Origin of the sequence: Paenibacillus radicibacter (assembly GCF_024721995.1) — a bacterium.
Lineage (GTDB): Bacteria > Bacillota > Bacilli > Paenibacillales > NBRC-103111 > Paenibacillus_AM > Paenibacillus_AM radicibacter.
In genome coordinates, this window is sequence record NZ_JANQBC010000015.1 from 13,488 (window position 1) to 29,532 (window position 16,045).

Annotated in this window: 17 protein-coding genes; 15 read left to right on the forward strand and 2 right to left on the reverse strand. The window is 44.6% G+C overall.

Going from position 1 to position 16,045, the window contains the following annotated elements; genetic code table 11:
- Positions 1–26 precede the first annotated feature (26 nt).
- Positions 27–725, reverse strand: a complete 699-nt coding sequence (locus tag NV379_RS23130; protein ID WP_258209708.1) for a FadR/GntR family transcriptional regulator — start codon at positions 723–725, stop codon at positions 27–29.
- Between the two features lie 113 nt (positions 726–838).
- Between NV379_RS23130 and NV379_RS23135 the strand changes: the two genes are divergently transcribed.
- The 11 genes from NV379_RS23135 to NV379_RS23185 all read left to right on the forward strand — a co-directional run bounded on the left by NV379_RS23135 (position 839) and on the right by NV379_RS23185 (position 9,685).
- A complete protein-coding gene (locus NV379_RS23135; RefSeq protein WP_258209709.1) occupies positions 839–2,254 on the forward strand; it encodes an FAD-binding oxidoreductase in 1,416 nt (471 codons plus the stop codon).
- Positions 2,251–3,594 (forward strand): (Fe-S)-binding protein, encoded by a 1,344-nt coding sequence (locus tag NV379_RS23140; RefSeq protein ID WP_258209710.1) that lies wholly within the window; start codon positions 2,251–2,253, stop codon positions 3,592–3,594. The genes NV379_RS23135 and NV379_RS23140 overlap by 4 nt, the downstream gene beginning before the upstream one ends.
- A 151-nt stretch (positions 3,595–3,745) precedes the next feature.
- Positions 3,746–4,315: a hypothetical protein gene (locus NV379_RS23145; RefSeq protein WP_258209711.1), complete on the forward strand. Its 570-nt coding sequence runs from the start codon at positions 3,746–3,748 to the stop codon at positions 4,313–4,315.
- A 444-nt stretch (positions 4,316–4,759) separates the two neighbouring features.
- Positions 4,760–5,284 (forward strand): RNA polymerase sigma factor SigY, encoded by a 525-nt coding sequence (sigY, locus tag NV379_RS23150; protein ID WP_258209712.1) that lies wholly within the window; start codon positions 4,760–4,762, stop codon positions 5,282–5,284.
- On the forward strand, positions 5,277–5,672 hold the full coding sequence (locus NV379_RS23155; RefSeq protein WP_258209713.1) for a YxlC family protein: 396 nt from the start codon (positions 5,277–5,279) through the stop codon (positions 5,670–5,672). The genes sigY and NV379_RS23155 overlap by 8 nt, the downstream gene beginning before the upstream one ends.
- On the forward strand, positions 5,662–5,892 hold the full coding sequence (locus NV379_RS23160; RefSeq protein WP_258209714.1) for a transcriptional regulator: 231 nt from the start codon (positions 5,662–5,664) through the stop codon (positions 5,890–5,892). The genes NV379_RS23155 and NV379_RS23160 overlap by 11 nt, the downstream gene beginning before the upstream one ends.
- Before the next feature lie 6 nt (positions 5,893–5,898).
- A complete protein-coding gene (locus tag NV379_RS23165; RefSeq protein WP_308860323.1) occupies positions 5,899–6,126 on the forward strand; it encodes a PLD nuclease N-terminal domain-containing protein in 228 nt (75 codons plus the stop codon).
- Positions 6,123–7,043 carry an ABC transporter ATP-binding protein gene (locus tag NV379_RS23170; protein WP_258209715.1) on the forward strand — a complete coding sequence of 307 codons (921 nt, stop codon included), beginning with the start codon at positions 6,123–6,125 and terminating at the stop codon, positions 7,041–7,043. The genes NV379_RS23165 and NV379_RS23170 overlap by 4 nt, the downstream gene beginning before the upstream one ends.
- Complete coding sequence (locus NV379_RS23175) at positions 7,040–7,819, forward strand: ABC transporter permease (RefSeq protein WP_258209716.1); 780 nt, start codon at positions 7,040–7,042, stop codon at positions 7,817–7,819. Before NV379_RS23170 ends, NV379_RS23175 begins: the two co-directional genes overlap by 4 nt.
- 251 nt (positions 7,820–8,070) lie before the next feature.
- Positions 8,071–8,772 carry a dihydroorotate dehydrogenase electron transfer subunit gene (locus tag NV379_RS23180; RefSeq protein WP_258209717.1) on the forward strand — a complete coding sequence of 234 codons (702 nt, stop codon included), beginning with the start codon at positions 8,071–8,073 and terminating at the stop codon, positions 8,770–8,772.
- Entirely contained in the window at positions 8,753–9,685 is a 933-nt protein-coding gene (locus NV379_RS23185; RefSeq protein ID WP_258209718.1) for a dihydroorotate dehydrogenase, read from the forward strand. Before NV379_RS23180 ends, NV379_RS23185 begins: the two co-directional genes overlap by 20 nt.
- Before the next feature lie 106 nt (positions 9,686–9,791).
- On the opposite strand, the gene NV379_RS23190 is transcribed toward NV379_RS23185, so the two are convergent.
- A complete protein-coding gene (locus tag NV379_RS23190) occupies positions 9,792–10,265 on the reverse strand; it encodes a GNAT family N-acetyltransferase (RefSeq protein WP_258209719.1) in 474 nt (157 codons plus the stop codon).
- A 223-nt stretch (positions 10,266–10,488) separates the two neighbouring features.
- Here NV379_RS23190 and NV379_RS23195 point away from each other — a divergent pair, with 223 nt between their 5' ends.
- The 4 genes from NV379_RS23195 to NV379_RS23210 all read left to right on the forward strand — a co-directional run bounded on the left by NV379_RS23195 (position 10,489) and on the right by NV379_RS23210 (position 16,043).
- On the forward strand, positions 10,489–11,988 hold the full coding sequence (locus NV379_RS23195) for a sugar ABC transporter ATP-binding protein (protein WP_258209828.1): 1,500 nt from the start codon (positions 10,489–10,491) through the stop codon (positions 11,986–11,988).
- Positions 11,989–12,173: 185 nt separating this feature from the next.
- Positions 12,174–13,193, forward strand: a complete 1,020-nt coding sequence (locus tag NV379_RS23200; protein WP_258209720.1) for an ABC transporter permease — start codon at positions 12,174–12,176, stop codon at positions 13,191–13,193.
- An 81-nt stretch (positions 13,194–13,274) separates the two neighbouring features.
- Entirely contained in the window at positions 13,275–14,309 is a 1,035-nt protein-coding gene (locus tag NV379_RS23205) for a substrate-binding domain-containing protein (RefSeq protein WP_373426154.1), read from the forward strand.
- Positions 14,310–14,423: 114 nt separating this feature from the next.
- Positions 14,424–16,043 carry a response regulator gene (locus NV379_RS23210; protein ID WP_258209721.1) on the forward strand — a complete coding sequence of 540 codons (1,620 nt, stop codon included), beginning with the start codon at positions 14,424–14,426 and terminating at the stop codon, positions 16,041–16,043.
- Positions 16,044–16,045: the final 2 nt, after the last annotated feature.

Consider the following 16,045-nt stretch of genomic DNA (forward strand, 5'->3'; position numbering starts at 1 on the left):
AATATTCCTCTCCCTTTAACTATAAATTATTTATGTGTAAATTTTTGAACGACCTTCTCTACCTTGACTAAATGTTGCATCATTATCAGTGATGCACGCTGCTCATCTTGTGCAGCAATCGCTTCGTAAATCTGGCGATGCTCTTGAAGTAAAATCTCAGATGTAGCTCTCTCGTTATAAAACCATAGTTTACGAGTATCTTTCATGCTTTCTTGCAGGCGTACATGCAAGGATTCCATGAGATTCATCATGAGCAGGTTGTGGCTAGCTTTCGCAATTTGCAGGTGAAACTCAATGTCTGCAAGTTCACTTTGTTCTTCGTCATGCATGACAAGTTGCATGGTATCAAGTGTTCTCTTAAGTTTCTTGAGATCCTGGTCGGTACGTCTTCCAGCTGCAAGACTTGCACATCCACTTTCAATAAATTTACGAGCTTCAATAATTTCAAGAATAGAGTCCGTCTTCTGGATGCTTAGCTCTTCTTCAGTAGGTAGTTGTTTATGAACGAAGCTACCTCCACCGTGACGAATTTCGATATATCCCATCGCTTTCAGTGCACTGAGTGCTTCACGAATGGTGGAGCGTCCTACATCATAGCTAGCCGCTAGGTTAACAACAGTAGGTAAGCGCTGTCCAGGCTCGTATTTCCCAGCCATAATCTGCTCTTTCAGATGTTCCATTACGATCTCATAACCCTTGCGGGGCTTCATAATTTGGGGTGACATGCATAACCTCCGTAAAAACAATATACACCTATTCAAGCATAAGCTATAATGAATGAAAAGTCATCAGATCACCTGACTAATTATAAATTTATTATACGTGAGGGAGAGAGGATATGCTAGAGCCAATTGTGATTGAAAAACTGCGTGCAATCGTAGGTGAGAAGCATTTTATGGAGCATACGGAAGCGCGGGTTGCTTACTCTTATGATGCAACGCCAATGTTGCAGCATTTGCCAGACGGTGTTATATTTCCAAGTTCTACGCAAGAAATTTCCAGAATACTTCAAGTTCTCAATGAATATAAAATTCCAGTCGTAGGAAGAGGGGCTGGAAGCAACCTTTGTGGGGGAACGGTTCCAGTTGAAGGCGGTATTGTAATGGTTATGAGTCGAATGAAAAAGTTAATCGAGATTGATACCGACAACCTAACCGCTACATTCCAGCCAGGACTCAATACGAAGGAGTTTCACCTTGCCGTTGAAAAACACGGATTATTCTATCCACCAGATCCAAGTAGTATGGTTATATCGACACTTGGCGGCAATATTATGGAGTGTGCAGGAGGACTTCGCGGACTTAAGTATGGAACGACCAAAGATTATGTAATCGGTCTTGAGGCTGTGCTTCCAAACGGCGACATAATTCGTACAGGAGGCAAGCTCTATAAGGACGTAGCGGGTTATGACTTAACGAAGCTGTTAGTCGGTTCAGAAGGAACTCTTGCGATTATTACCGAAGCGACAGTGAAGCTCTTACCAGCTCCAACTTACAAGCAAACGATGCTAGCGATGTATCGCGATATTCATGATGCTGCACGTACGGTATCTGCGATTATTGGCAACCGCATTACACCTGCTACTTTGGAGTTTATCGATAATCCAACTCTTCGTGTTGTTGAAGACTATAATAAGATTGGTTTGCCGACAGATATGGAAGCGGTGCTATTGATCGAGCAAGACGGTGTGGATGAAGGACTTGTGAATAAGGACATTCAAGAGATGATTCGTATTTGCAAAGAGCAGAATGCGGCTGATGTACAGCTTGCGACAACAGCAGAAGAGGCTGAGAAGTTAATGATGGCACGTCGCAGCGCACTTTCAACACTCGCTCGAATTAAACCAACGACGATTCTTGAAGATGCGACTGTTCCACGTTCGAAGATTGCAGAGATGGTCAACGCAATTAAGAAAATTTCAGAAAAGTATGACGTTCAGATCTGTACTTTCGGTCATGCAGGCGATGGAAACTTGCATCCAACTTGTGCGACAGATGCGCGAAATACCGAAGAGATCCATCGTGTGGAAATGGCGTTCGAGGAAATATTCGAGGCAGCCATCCAGCTTGGTGGTACGATTACAGGCGAACACGGTGTCGGTACAGTCAAAGCGCCTTACTTGGAATGGAAAGTAGGCAGCGCAGGGATCGAGCTGATGAAGAACATTAAGAAAGCGTTTGATCCGAACAACATCATGAATCCGAGCAAAATTTTTGCGAAGGAATCGAGAAAAAGAGTGGTGATTCATCAATGAGTAACGCACCCATGCTTACCGAACGTATGAAGCTCACACTCAATTATGATGAACTGACGAACTGCATGCGCTGCGGTTTCTGCCAAGCAGCTTGTCCAACATTCCAAGAAACAGGCTATGAAGCAGCCTCGCCGCGTGGACGGATTGCGCTCATGAAGGCAGTTGTCGATGGGGTAATGGAGCCAGATAAGATGTTCCAAGAGCAGATGGATCTATGCTTAGGCTGTCGCGCTTGTGAGCCTGTATGTCCTGCTGATGTGAAGTATGGACATTTGTTAGAACAGACGCGTGACGCGATTGAATCGACTGTTGCTGAGCATAGAGTGTGGGTCAAAGCTTTGCGCTCTACGATGCTCAAGCACACATTCCCACACCAGAATCGAATGCGAATTCTAGGTGGTGGGATGAAGTTGTATCAGAAGTCGGGTCTGCGCTGGCTTGCTCGTAAATCCGGTGTTCTGAAAATTTTGCCGAATCACATGCAGCAATTGGAGAAGGTGATGCCGGAGGCTTCAACGAAAGGTGTAATCGAGCATCTCGGTACATTTTTCCCGGCAAAAGGCAACCGAATCGGTACAGTCGCGATGTTCCGTGGCTGTATCATGGATGTAATGTTTACGAAGACGAATATCAATACGGTGAAGCTGCTTGCTGAAGGGGGCTTTGACGTTGTTATTCCTGAGACGCAGAACTGCTGTGGGGCGCTTCATGCGCATAGTGGTGAGATGGATTTAGCAAAAGATTTAGCTCGCAAGAATGTCCGTGCGTTTGAAGCCGCAGAAGTAGATTATATTGTGTCCAATGCAGGCGGGTGCGGTGCACTTCTTGTTGAATACGATCACTTGCTACACGATGAGCCGGCGTATGCGGAGGCAGCGAAACATTTTGCAGAGAGAGTTCGTGATGTGAGTCAGCTTCTTCTTGAAAAAGGGAACTTGCCTACTATCAAGACTTTAGTAGGTGAATCCAGTAGTGAATCCAGTAAGCCTTTGACAGTCACATATCAGAATTCCTGTCATTTGAAAAATGTAATGAAAGCAGGCAATGCGCCGCGTCACTTGATCGCTAGAGTTGCGGATGTGAATTTTGTGGAGATGACAGGGGCAGATAATTGTTGTGGATCAGGTGGAATATACAATCTCGTTCAACCAGACATGTCGATGCAAGTGCTTGATCACAAGATGGAGCATGCGAAAGAGACGAATGCACACTTGGTGCTGACGAGTAATCCAGGATGTTTGTTACAAATGAAATTGGGCATTGAAAGAGAGCAGTTGACGCATCAAATGCAGGCTGTACATGTCGTGGATTTCTTGGCAGAACGTATTCTGAAATCATAAATTATAGTAGTTTAATAGATAGAAACAGGCCTATTTTTCTACAAGGAGAATAGGTCTTCTTGCAATGTTCATAGACAAGGGTTTTATTTCATACCCTTTAGCGTGTAAAATATACATATAACGAATTAATTTTGAATTGAGGAAGATCACCATGACATTGCAACTAGAGAAAAAAGTAGATATTTCCGAATGGGCCCAAATTAACAAAGACAAAATTGGCAAAGGTATTAAAAAGCCTCGATTTCGCAAACCAAAGGAATGGTCAATCCAGAATCGTATTCTGATGTCCGTGATGATGGTGGAAGATGTGAAGCTCTCCGAGCTTGCCAGTGAACTGAATGTGGCGAACCGCACCGTGGCGGCATGGATTTATCAAGGGGTAAAACCGACAGAGGAGTATCGGGCGAAAATTTCTTTCAAATTCGGTATTCCGCAATCCGTTCTTTTCTATGACGATCAACAATACAACAATGTGGAAAAAATAACAGAAAAGAAGTTTTACAAACGTGTTTTTCTAGGAATGAAAATTAATCGAATTCTAACAGGTTTGTTCGCGGTGCACGACATATCGCCAGCCGAATTCAGTAGAGTTAAGGGATTAAATCCCGCTACGACTCGCAAGTATATGCATAGCGGTGAGTTGCCGTCGGATGCGTATAAGAAGGTGTTTAGTAATCATTTTGGGCTGCCGGAAGATATACTTTTTTACGAAAGTGTGTAGGGAAAAGATCAAGAGAATGATGGGGGACTGCGGGTGGTGATATCCTTACGTGCACTCTCGAAAACGTATTCCCTATTATTAGGATGCAAAGGTTGGAATACGTTTTCAAAGGCGCACCGCTATCGCTCTCCAGGACATCACCACCCTTCGTCCCTCTTCCCTCGAAGCATTTTTGCCCTCCACCCTTTGGGGGAGAGGCAGAAAGATGATTTAGCCGCTTTTACTGGCTAAATAGGAACAACGAAATACATAAGGAATTCATGCCACTTTAGGGGTATGGGTTCCTTTTTTCATAGATAGAGACAACATTTAATAAGTGCTAGAAAAAAACGCGATAATATTTATGAATCCAAATGAACTTTTGGGTGGGGGTAATCGTACTATGTGTGATTTGCAAATCAAAGACAAGTTAGAAACATGTCAAGATGGGAGGGGCAGGCAGCAGTGGATGAACAACAACGAATTGAGCTCGCCAAACGTGGTGACGACCAAGCATTGGCTCAATTGCTGCACGAGCACTATACCTTTTTGACTAAATATTTAATCAAGGTAACGATGAATCCTACGCTTGCAGAAGATCTTGTACAAGATACGATGCTGAGGTGTATAGAGAAAATATCACTTTATAATGGCACTTCTAAATTCTCTTCTTGGATGATTACAATTGCGACTCGTCTTTATATGGATCTGATGCGTAGGCGAAAGGTTGAGCAGCGATGGCAGGAGCAAGAACAAGCGCTTCGACAGATTCAGTGGCATATGCAGCAGCACCAAGAAGTATGGACGGACACAATCGAAGCACTCTCCAAGATGCGTTATGAAATGCGCCTACCCATCTTACTCAAGCATTACTATGGATACGCGTATGACGAAATTGCGGAGATGATGGATATTCACGTAGGTACGGTGAAATCGAGGATTCACAATGGAATACAACAGTTACGAAAGGAGCTTACAACGGATGCGTAAGAATAAACGCTTGGAGCATAAAGATTCAATTGAGAAACTGCCATCAGAAGATAAGATGAGTGAGGACGATCAAGTTCTGATTGATCAACTTATGCAGGGATTTGAACAAATGGATCAAGCGATTCCGCTGGGTAATCCTCCACAAGTAGAGCATCTAAGGCAAATAGTTGTGGAGCAAAAGCGTGTCATTCGTAGTCGTAATCTGTTTGAACTTCTGATGTTCGTTCTGCTGGCGTTCGCTATTATTGGCGGTAACACTTTCCTTGTTATGACGGATTTAACTGTATTCGGCATGGTTCAAATAGTTACGCTTATTTCTGCTATTGCTTTTCTATTCATATCCCAATTACGAGCTAAGAAGAAAGGGGATGTACGCCATGTTAAATGAAGATGTCCAATCTATTCCGGTAGGGGTTATCGTGATCGTGGTCATCCTCTTGCTATCACAGAGTATTTGGCTATTTACAGATGCGCGTAAGCGTGCAAATAATCGTTGGTTCTGGGGAGTGTGGGGACTGATCAATTTCCCGCTTCCGATGCTGATGTATGCCTTGTTTTGCATTTATTTACCGAAGAAAAGATCAGAACGTAAGGACCATTTATCATAATTATTTTTGAAAAAGAAAGAAGGGATGTATGTGCATTTCTCCATCGATGAAGTGAATTGGAATGTGATAGCGCCGCTTGTTGTTCTATCGCTTATCTTACTCTTTACAGCCCTAATCTCTTTGTATAAGGCGGAAGAAACCAAAGGTCCCAAATGGATGTGGGTACTGATTATCATATTTATGCAAATGATCGGCCCTATTGTTTATTTTGTGATAGGAAGGAAAGATCGATGACACAACTACTTCAGGTTGAACGTTTATCAAAACGGTATAAGGATCATCATGCGGTTCGTGATATTAGCTTTACGCTTACAGAAGGAAGCTGTGTCGCCCTACTCGGACCGAACGGAGCAGGGAAGACGACAACGATTAACATGCTTACAGGCTTGCTCGAGCCGACATCAGGAAATATTCATTTGATCCATCAGGGCAAAAAAGTGGAGGATCGTAGACCTTATCTGGGGTATTTACCGCAAATGCCCGTATTTTATCCGTGGATGACAGGCAAGGAGTTTGTGCAATATGCAGGTGAATTGTCTGGGCTATCGCGTATGGAGTCGGTTCGTCGGGCGGATATTTGGCTGGAGACTGTAGGACTTCAAGATGCAGGGAAGCGAAGAATTGGTGGCTATTCAGGAGGTATGAAGCAGCGGCTAGGGTTCGCCCAAGCCCTCATTCATAAGCCCAAGCTGCTAATTCTAGATGAGCCCGTCTCAGCACTTGATCCTGTTGGTCGAAGAGAGGTGCTTCAATTACTGAAGCAGATTCAATCGGAGACGACAATCCTGTTCTCAACACATGTTCTGCACGATGCAGAAGAAATTTGTGATGAGATCATGATGATTAGGCGCGGTGAAATTGCAGTGAAAGGTAGTCTAGCAGATATCCGAGCGCAGTATGGTGAACCTGTTCTTCATATTGAGTTAGAGAGTGAGCAACAAGCTCAAGAATGGTTGAATGAACTGAAGCGTAAGCCATTTATCCAGAATGCCGAGCGGAATAAATACACGCTGCGACTACAAGTATCGGATCTAGCTGAAGCACAGCGTGCCATACTTGTGGATGCTATGAGTCGTCAGTTGTTCATCAAGCGATTAGAAGCTGGGCAAAGCACGCTGGAAGACTTGTTCATGAAGGTGGTGCAGGAATGAGGCAGTTTACTCTATTTTATCGAAAAGAAATGCTAGAGATGGTGCGGAGTTATAAATGGGTATGGGTACCCGTAGCCTTCATGCTCCTTGGTGTGATGCAGCCGGTTACTTCGTACTACATGCCGGAAATATTGAAACATGCAGGGAACATGCCTCAAGGAACGATCATCACAATCCCAACACCATCAAGTGGAGAGGTGCTCGCGCAAACCATCAACCAATACGGGACGATTGGCGTTCTAGTGTTGGTACTTGCCATGATGGGCATGATCGCAAGTGAGATGCGGAGCGGGGTCGGTTCGATGATTTTTGCCAAACCCATCTCAATGACCACTTATATGAGTGCCAAGTGGGCGAGTATGATGACTCTGACTACTGTTTCATTTCTCCTAGGTTACGCAGGTGCTTGGTACTATACGGTTCAGTTATTTGGTAATGTCGATGTGAACGCAGCCATTCAAGCCGGTTTTATCTACTTACTTTGGTTATTATGTATTTGCTCGATAGTGTTATTCGTAAGTGCGTGGTTGCCGCATGCGGCAGGTGTTGCATTTGTTTCGCTTATTGTGATTGTACTCTTATCGACTGCATCAAGTCTGATGTCGGGGATGTTCCCATGGAATCCGAGTCAGCTTGGGGTTATCGCATCTAGTTTATTAGTGAGTGGGGAGATCGGGCAATTTCCTATAGCCTCAATCATATCGGCAACTCTAGTGGTTATGGTACTTTGTTGGTTCGTTTCTATTCCGATTATGAGAAAACAGCGAGTAGCATAGAGTAGAGTGAAACATTTCAGTTTGCATGTAGATGAGAAACAGCTCGGCATCTTGCCGGGCTTTTCTCTTGTTCGATAGGGGATAACATGCGATTATCGCGCAGTTGTTGTACTACTTTTTATATAAAATATTGAAGGTAACTACTCCCAATGTGATGCAATTCACATTTTGAAATGAAGATTATGTTTATAGTGGTAGGGGCAATTTTTATAGAGATAGATAGATGACGAAGGGAGTCCTGGAGCTAAAACATGTCGATCATAATTTCGAATCGTGAAGTCGCAAACAACGTGTATGTTTTGACGGTAGAAGGTGATTATCAAGGAGCAATTGGGCAATTCTATATACTGCGGGCTTGGGGGAATTACCCTGTACTCTCGCGTCCTATTAGTATTCACAATATTGAAGAGGGCAAGATTCAGTTTCTGTACAAGGTGTTCGGAGAAGGAACTCAGATGATCTCGAAGCTTCGAGCAGGTGATGAGATTGGGCTGGAAGGACCTTTTGGAAACGGTTTCCCACATATAGAAGGTAAGGTTGCCATGATTGGTGGAGGCATCGGAGTTGCGCCGTTTTATTACGCAGCAAAGCAAATGCCTTGGGCAGACGTGTATTTAGGTTTTGGACAAGAAGCGTATCTTGTAGATGAATATGAGAAAGTTGCGGCAAATGTCGTGACAAATGTAGGTGGCAGAGTACTCGACGATCTAGATGTCGATGCATACGATGCCATCTTTGTATGTGGACCGCATGGTATGATGCATGCCACATACGAGAAAGCGAAGAATAACAAAGCAGATGTCTACGTTTCGATGGAAAAAAGAATGGCTTGCGGCGTTGGTGCTTGCCTGGTGTGTAGTGTTATTTGCCAAGAAAAAAACAAACGCGCATGCGTAGATGGACCGGTATTCTTAGCGACGGAGGTGAATTTCGATGCAGAAAATGGCTTGTAAAATCGCGGGTGTCGAGTTTAAGAATCCTGTCGTGATGGCATCGGGAACGTTCGGCTTTGGACAAGATTATGCGAAGTTGTACGATATTAATCAGCTAGGTGGTATCTCAGGTAAGGGGCTGACGCTAGAAGCTAGACCAGGTAACCGCGGGATTCGTGTATGGGAGACGCCATCTGGTATGATGAACAGCGTTGGTCTTGAAAATCCCGGCGTGGAGGCATTTCTAGAGAAGGAAATGGCTTACTGGGAAACAATCGAACCTGCGAAGATCGTGAACCTTGGTGGAGGAAGTATAGAGGATTATGTAGAGGGTGCTCGCTTAATTACGGAAGATACTCTTGCACGTCAGCAAGCGGGTCGTGTTGGCGTCGATATGATCGAACTGAACATCTCCTGTCCGAACGTGAGACAAGGCGGAATCGCTTATGGCATTCAGACCGAGACGGCGAGAGAAGTGGTGCGTGAAGTTCGTAAAGCAACAACCTTACCACTAGCGGTGAAGCTATCCCCGAATGCTGAGAATATCGTCGCGATGGCGGCGATGTGTGAAGAAGAGGGTGCGGATGCAGTATCTCTGATTAATACGTTCTCTGCACTGAAGATTGATATTTGTAAGCGCAAGAGTGTGTTTGATAATGTGTATGCGGGTTTATCGGGTCCTGCGATCAACCCGATTGCGCTGCGCATGGTGCACCAAGTAGCGAAGCAAGTGACGATCCCTGTAATGGGAATGGGCGGAATCGCGAGCGCAGAAGATGCAATCGAGTTCATCATGGCGGGTTCCACTGTTGTGCAGATCGGGACTTATAATTTCATGAATCTACGTGCGGGTGAAGATATTGTTGCTGGTATTGAAGCATTCATGGATCGCGAGGGTATCAAGTCTTTGGACGAGATTCGTGGCATTATTTAAATCGTATATAGATATAAGAATGAGAAACACCTGCTTAAGGGCAGGTGTTTTTTGTGCTATTTTTCAACCATGATAAGTCACTACCATTCTTACTCAACGATCATTCTTATTCCACTGTCAATTGAAACTTCTGCCTGCTACCGCCTTCGGGACCATTTGGGATCGGTTCGTCTATTGGTAGGAAGCCGAATTTTTGATATAAACGTCTTGCAGGTTGCCCATCTGGAATATCCTCGCCAAACGTTATAACGGTTACTTCGGCTGGAGGAGAGATAAGCTGCATGACATGATCCATCAATGCGGTTGCGACTCCAGTTTTCTTTGCTTGTGATGAGACAGCTAACCATCCAATCTTAAAGGTTGGAGCATGGGCAGTATTGAATAGCATCGCACCAAGTAGTGGTGATCCGGGTAGTCCGTCTTTTTCCCTTATACAATAAGCTCGGTTCAAAGAAATGTTCTTCTCTAATACTTGAATAAACTTTGGATCATCTACCATCGGTCCGAACAGATATTCAACTTCAGCCGCTAACTCTAGCCATGCTTTCAAATCATCAAGTGTTGCTTGTTCAACTCTCATATGTAGGACTCCAATCTTGTAATTTCTGTTGTAAAACAGCAATTTCGCAATTTCGCTATAACGCTAGGTAATCATACCATACGAAGAAAAGATGAAATCATAATTTTTTCCACTTTTTATCATAGGAAAATCAACTCTCACCGCGTCGGTTTACGGCTAGAATAAGTTTTAATGAAAGCGCTACCTTACGGAAGTGAACGGAGGAAATGAGGTGAATCAAGGGATGCAGCCATTAGTTGAGATGATAGGTATTGAGAAGCGCTTCCCAGGTGTTCATGCGCTGAATCAGTGCAAGTTCGAGCTGTTGCCGGGTGAAATTCACGCGCTAGTGGGTGAGAATGGAGCGGGCAAATCGACTCTGATGAAAATATTGACGGGTGTGTATCAGAAGGATGAAGGTCAGATGCTTGTTAAAGGAACCGAAGTCGATTTCACTCATACACGCGCCGCACAAAATATGGGGATTAGCATGATCCATCAAGAGTTGAACCTGATGCCTGATCTTACTGTCGCTCAGAACATTTATATCGGACGGGAGCCAAGAGCTGGGCTGAAATTGTTCGTGAATGAGAAGAAATTAAACCAACAAGCGCAGCAGCTGTTCGATCGACTTCATATTAAGCTTGATCCACGTACCAAAGTGTCGGAGCTGACCGTTGCTCAGCAGCAGATGGTGGAGATTAGTAAGGCACTCTCGTTTAAATCTGAAGTACTCATTATGGATGAACCGACGGCGGCTTTAACGGAAGTTGAGATTCATGACTTATTCACGATTATTACCCAGCTTCGCGATCAAGGTGTCGGTATCGTCTACATCTCCCATCGAATGGAAGAGCTGAAGAAGATCACGAATCGCATTACGGTCATGCGTGACGGGACTTACATTGATACAGTGCCAACTGCTGAAGTGACGATTGATCAGATCATCGCGATGATGGTCGGTCGTGAGATTTATAGTACGGCTCAGGTTAGACAGGAACAAGGCGAACAAGAAAGCGTACTTGAAGTGAAGCATCTAAAGCGGGGCAATGCGGTGAAAGATGTGAGTTTCACTCTTCGGAAAGGTGAGATTCTAGGCTTCGCAGGACTTATGGGTGCAGGTCGTACGGAAGTGGCAAGAGCAATCTTCGGTGCAGATCGGATGGAAGCAGGCGAGATTTATATTCATGGCAAAATCGCCCGTATTCGCAGTCCGCACGACGCTGTTCAGTACGGAATTGGCTACTTATCCGAAGATCGAAAGCGTTACGGATTACTTGTCGATATGGATGTGAAGACGAACATCGCGATTGCGACTTATCAAAAATTCCGTAACAAAGCGGGTTGGATGCATGATAGTACGATTCAAGATGAAGCATCACAATACGTGACCAAATTAAAAATTAAAACCCCAAGCGTCGATCAGAAGCTCAAATTTCTCTCTGGTGGCAATCAGCAAAAAGTCGTCATTAGTAAGTGGCTCAAGCGTGATTGCGACATTCTCATCTTCGATGAACCGACACGAGGCATTGATGTGGGCGCGAAGAGCGAGATCTATAAGCTGCTGAATGATTTAGCGGCTCAAGGAAAATCGATCATTATGATTTCATCTGAGTTGCCTGAGATTCTGCGCATGAGCCACCGCATTATGGTGATGTGCGAAGGACGCATTACAGGTGAGCTGATAAGCAGCGAGGCGACGCAAGAGTCGATTATGAAATACGCAACGATGCGGATTGGTTGACGTGGTGGAAAATCGGGTTGCTACGATGAAAAGAAGTGCTTCCGGTCGCTGTTGAAATCGTGAAAGTTTTGATTAGATATATTGGTAATTTCACGATTTCAAAGGCGATCATTTCATTCCTCCAGCACTTCTTTTCTTCTTCGCTAGATTTTCCTCACTAATTGTATAAAAAAGGAGGTCACCCCATGGAAGTACCTGTTAAACCGATTCAGCCATCAAGGACAGCTGGCGCGACGCAGAAATTACTTGCTTTTGCTAGCTTAATTGTACTGACGGTATTCTTTTCTCTCTCATCGAGCAACTTCTTTCAATTCGATAATATTATCGGGATCTTACTCTCCACAGCCGTGATCGGCGTTCTTGCTTTAGGCTCTACCTTCGTCATCATTACAGGTGGAATTGATCTATCTGTTGGAACGGTAATGACGTTCGCCTCTGTGATGTCTGGGGTAATCGTGACGTACTGGCACGGACATGTTGTGTTAGGGGTCGTAGGAGGACTTCTTGCTGGGGCATTTTGCGGTGCGATAAGCGGATTTGCGATTGCGAAGATGAAGATTCCCCCGTTTATCGCGACACTTGCGATGATGATGATAACGAAGGGTTTATCCCTTGTTATCTCAGGTGCGAAGCCCATTTATTTCCCAGTGAATTCGACAGACACACCCATCACAGGCATGACGTTCAGCGACATCTCAATGAGTTCTATCCTAAATTGGATTATTCCTGGATTTGACGTGCCGAATGCGATTCTGATCTTCTTCATCGTTGCTATTGTGGCTAGCATTCTCTTAACACGCACGATTCTCGGTCGGTACAATTTCGCACTTGGCAGTAATGAAGAGGCAACCAGGCTTTCAGGTATTAACGTCAACGCTTGGAAAATCGCCATTTACACACTAACAGGTGTGTTCAGCGGACTTGCAGGTGTCATGATGGCTTCGCGATTAGGCTCTGCGCAACCTGCCTTGGGTCAAGGTTATGAACTAGAGGCAATTGCCGCCGTTGTAATCGGAGGAACTTCACTTAGCGGAGGAACAGGTACAATCCTCGGTACAGTAATCGGCGCACTAATTATGAGTGTGCTAACGAATGGACTTCGCATCTTATCCGTACCGCAAGAATGGCAGACGGTGATCGTAGGACTTGTTGTTCTATTCGCCGTGTATGCGGACATTCTTCGTCGCCGCAAGAGTAAATCTTAAATCTAGAATCAATCATGTGATCTGGTATCACCTCCAAGTTAGGAGTCCAATACAATTTTGAAATGATAAGGGGAGATTGCTATGAAAATGAAAAAAGGGTTAACCCTAGCTAGCCTACTCGTGCTCACAACCGTACTAGGAGCTTGCGGCTCGAAAGCAGCGGATGCTCCAGCATCCAAAGCACCTGAAGCAACGAAAGCACCAGAAGCATCGAAGACGGTTGAGGCAACGAAAGCTCCAGATACGAAGAAGTTGTACATCCCTGTTATTTCAAAAGGATTCCAGCACCAATTCTGGCAAGCTGTTAAATTAGGTGCAGAAAAAGCAGCGAAAGAATTCCAAGTGGATATTACTTTCGAAGGTCCAGAGTCAGAAACTCAAGTGGATAAACAGCTTGAAATGCTGCAAACTGCACTTGGCAAAAGCCCGGCAGCTATCGCATTCGCAGCTCTAGATAGTAAAGCAGCAACCACATATTTAGAGAAGGCTAAAGCGGCTAACATTCCAATCGTCGGATTCGACTCTGGGGTAGACAGCTCGATTCCAGTGACGACTGCGGCAACAGATAACCGAGCAGCAGCAGCGCTTGCAGCAGATAAGATGGCTGAACTCATCGGCGGCGAAGGTGAAATTGGGATGATCGTCCATGACCAAACAAGCCGTACAGGTATCGACCGTGGCGAAGGTTTCGCAAACCGTATTAAGGAAAAGTATCCGAAGATCAAGATCGTAGACACACAATACAGTGGTGATCACCTCAAAGCGACTGACCTTGCGAAAGCAATCATTCAAGCTCATCCGAACATCAAAGGCTTCTTCGGCTCCAATGAAGGCGCAGCAATCGGCGTACTTAACGCAGTAACAGAGCTTAAGAAAGACGGCAAGATCAAAGTTATCGGTTATGACTCCGGTAAACAACAGCAAGAAGCAATCCGTAGTGGCAAGATGGCAGGTGCGATCACACAAGATCCAATCGGTATCGGCTACTGGGCGGTAAAAGCGGCTGTTCAAGCGAAGAAGGGCGAGAGCGTGCCGAAGAATATCGATACAGGCTTCCACTGGTATGACAAAACGAACATCGACTCTCCAGACATTAAGGTGTTGTTGTATAACTAATGTTTCTATCCAAAGTCCCTGTGCGCTATTTGCGCAGGGATTTTTGAAGTGTTAGCGAATTATTTTTGAAATAAGATTAAAAGCATTACATTCCTTTCATCGAGGTGCTTCGCTATGTATAGATTGATGATCGTAGATGATGAAGATGAAGTTAGAGAAGGTATCATTCAGAAGACCGATTGGCAGGCGTGTGGATTCGAGCTGGTTGGTGATTTCACGAATGGACGCGATGCACTTGATGCTGTAGCTGACTTGCAGCCGGATGTCATTATTACGGATATTTGCATGCCGTTTATGGATGGACTTGAGCTTGCGAAGCATGTGGCAGAAGAACATCGCGACATCGTCGTGGTTATCATAACGGGCTACGAAGATTTTGAATATGCGAAGCAGGCTATCCGACTAAAGGTGAAGGAATATTTACTTAAGCCGATTAATGCGCGAGAGATTACGGCATTTTTACAAAAGATGAAACAGGAACTAGACGAACAGCAGCAGAAGAAAACGGATCTTCGTTATTTGAAAATTCAGCTTAATGAAAGCTTACCCCTCCTACGTGAACGTTTCTTGGAAAAGATGGTTACGACCCGTTTAAGCCCCGATGAGATCGAGCAGAAGTTTCGTTATTTTGATCTAGAACTAATAGGGTCATCGTATGTTGCAATTGTTGGCGATATGGATGAGATGATGCAACATAGTCGCACATTAGGACAGCTTGATCGTGAGCTGCTTAAATTCGCTGTGTTCAACATCATGCAAGAAGTGTTCGAACAAGATGGGAATGGCATCGTATTTCGGACAAGGGATGACAAAGTGGCAATCGTGTTCGGGGGTCACCCTGAGCAGATGGATGTGCAGGCACAGACGTTAGTTGGACAAGCGCAGATAAGTGTGAACAAATATCTGAATTTAACGCTATCCATTGGGATTGGGCGTACGTATAGCGAGCTTGCGGATATTGCCAAGTCGTATCAAGAGGCACTAACTGCGCTAGATCATCGGTTTATTCTTGGCAACAATCGAATCATCTCCATTAACGACATTGCATACGGCAAGCAGATGAACACGATTACGTATGAGGAATGGGAGAAGCGGCTTATTGCAGCACTCAAGACAGGTAGAAGTGAGTTGTTCGCGCAAGAAGTTCAGGAGTGGATGGAAGATTTAAGGCAGAATCACTCTACGATTGAGGAATGTCATGTATCCATTTATAAGTTAATCGTGTCCTTGATGAATGTGTTGGTTGGGACAACGACAATGGAGCAGAAGTTGATCTTCGGCGACAATCCATTTGCTCACATTGCGGGACTTAAGACACTGGATCAAGTGAAGGCATGGCTTGTGCAAATCTCACAGCGAATGATGACGCATCTCGTAGACAAACGGTCGCACGTCACAAAGTCTCAAATGGATGCAGCTGTCACCTATATTAATGGAAATTATATGGATGAAGATTTCTCACTACAGCAAGTATGCAGTCATATTTACCTCAGCATTAGTTACTTTAGCGCCTTGTTCAAGCAGCATTCAGGTGAGACATTTATTGAATATTTAACTCGTATTCGCTTGGAAAAGGCAAAAGAATTACTTACCCTCACTTCGCTCAAAACATACGACATTGCCGCACGAGTCGGGTATGGAGATCCCCAATATTTCAGTGTGATATTCAAGCGTAATATGGGGCTCACACCTAAAGATTATCGCAATTCCATGAAAGGAGAACCCAGCTTGTGAGA

What these genes read in the sequence shown, in the direction of transcription:
- NV379_RS23175 (WP_258209716.1), top strand. Translation starts at nt 7,040, where the DNA reads ATGAGGCAGTTTACTCTATTTTATCGAAAAGAAATGCTAGAGATGGTG.
- NV379_RS23155 (WP_258209713.1), top strand. Translation starts at nt 5,277, where the DNA reads ATGCGTAAGAATAAACGCTTGGAGCATAAAGATTCAATTGAGAAACTG.
- NV379_RS23160 (WP_258209714.1), top strand. Translation starts at nt 5,662, where the DNA reads ATGTTAAATGAAGATGTCCAATCTATTCCGGTAGGGGTTATCGTGATC.
- NV379_RS23140 (WP_258209710.1), top strand. Translation starts at nt 2,251, where the DNA reads ATGAGTAACGCACCCATGCTTACCGAACGTATGAAGCTCACACTCAAT.
- NV379_RS23180 (WP_258209717.1), top strand. Translation starts at nt 8,071, where the DNA reads ATGTCGATCATAATTTCGAATCGTGAAGTCGCAAACAACGTGTATGTT.
- NV379_RS23145 (WP_258209711.1), top strand. Translation starts at nt 3,746, where the DNA reads ATGACATTGCAACTAGAGAAAAAAGTAGATATTTCCGAATGGGCCCAA.
- NV379_RS23170 (WP_258209715.1), top strand. Translation starts at nt 6,123, where the DNA reads ATGACACAACTACTTCAGGTTGAACGTTTATCAAAACGGTATAAGGAT.
- NV379_RS23205 (WP_373426154.1), top strand. Translation starts at nt 13,275, where the DNA reads ATGAAAATGAAAAAAGGGTTAACCCTAGCTAGCCTACTCGTGCTCACA.
- NV379_RS23135 (WP_258209709.1), top strand. Translation starts at nt 839, where the DNA reads ATGCTAGAGCCAATTGTGATTGAAAAACTGCGTGCAATCGTAGGTGAG.
- NV379_RS23200 (WP_258209720.1), top strand. Translation starts at nt 12,174, where the DNA reads ATGGAAGTACCTGTTAAACCGATTCAGCCATCAAGGACAGCTGGCGCG.
- NV379_RS23185 (WP_258209718.1), top strand. Translation starts at nt 8,753, where the DNA reads ATGCAGAAAATGGCTTGTAAAATCGCGGGTGTCGAGTTTAAGAATCCT.
- NV379_RS23210 (WP_258209721.1), top strand. Translation starts at nt 14,424, where the DNA reads ATGTATAGATTGATGATCGTAGATGATGAAGATGAAGTTAGAGAAGGT.
- NV379_RS23130 (WP_258209708.1), bottom strand. Translation starts at nt 725, where the DNA reads ATGTCACCCCAAATTATGAAGCCCCGCAAGGGTTATGAGATCGTAATG.
- NV379_RS23195 (WP_258209828.1), top strand. Translation starts at nt 10,489, where the DNA reads ATGCAGCCATTAGTTGAGATGATAGGTATTGAGAAGCGCTTCCCAGGT.
- NV379_RS23190 (WP_258209719.1), bottom strand. Translation starts at nt 10,265, where the DNA reads ATGAGAGTTGAACAAGCAACACTTGATGATTTGAAAGCATGGCTAGAG.